The sequence below is a fragment of the Pseudomonas poae genome, from assembly GCF_001439785.1.
In the GTDB taxonomy this organism is placed as follows: Bacteria; Pseudomonadota; Gammaproteobacteria; order Pseudomonadales; family Pseudomonadaceae; genus Aquipseudomonas; species Aquipseudomonas poae.
In genome coordinates this window covers 1-975 of the sequence record NZ_JYLI01000052.1, presented here as the reverse complement: position 1 = coordinate 975, position 975 = coordinate 1, and the positions used below count along the sequence as shown (strand labels likewise).

Genomic DNA, 975 nt, shown 5'->3' with positions numbered 1-975 from the left:
CGCCCTGACCCACGACATCGTGTGGATGGAAAACCGCGTGATCGACGGCCAGACCGTCCTCGTGCCCGTGCTTTACCTGGCCCAGGCCGAATCGCGCAACGTGCGCGGCAACAGCCTGATCCAGGGCCGCGACCTCAACCTGGTCACCGGCGGCGACCTCATCAACGTCGGCACCCTGCGCGCCAGCAACAACCTCACCGCCGCCAGCCGTGGCGGCAGCATTTACACCGGCGGCCTCGTGGAAGCCGGCAACAACCTGAGCCTGCTGGCCGACGACAGCATTCGCAACGCCATGGCCGGCGAAATTCGCGGCAAACAGGTCAGCCTCGCCGCCCTCAAAGGCGACATCACCAACGACACCACCGCCATCCAGGTGCGTGACGGCGCCGGCATGCGCACCCTCACCGACACCAGCGCCGGCACCATCGTCGCCCGCGAAAACCTCGCCATGGACGCCGGCCGCGACCTCACCAACCGAGGCGCACTGGTCGCCGGCAACGACGCCACCCTGCGCGCCGGCCGCGACCTCAACCTGATCGCCGCCAGCGACACCAGCGTCAAACACGAGATTCGTGACGGTGGCGAAAAATCCAGCATCACCACCGACGTCAAAAACCTCGCCGCCAGCGTCACGGCGGGCGGCAACCTGACGATGAAGGCGGGGCAGGACGTCAACGTCATCGGCAGCAGCGCCACCGCCGGCAAAGACCTCACGGTCGAAGCCGGACGCGACTTCAACGTCGCGTCGGTCAGCGACATGCACAACGTCGAAGGCAAGGAGAAACACGGCAAGAAACGCATCAAGACATCGGACGACCAGACCACCCAAGTGGCGAGCGTACTGACGGCGGGTGGGGATTTTGTCAGCCAGGCCGGGCGTGATACGACGATTGTTGCGAGCAAGATCAGTGCGGGGAATGAGGCTTATCTTTATAGCGGGGATAAGTTGAGTTTGTTGGCGGCGCAGGACAGCAC

General features: G+C 64.9%; 1 protein-coding gene. It reads left to right on the top strand.

What is annotated here, in order from left to right; translation table 11 throughout:
- Positions 1-975 (top strand): hemagglutinin repeat-containing protein (locus tag TU75_RS26110; RefSeq protein ID WP_211267974.1); only part of this gene is annotated, 975 nt, incomplete at both ends.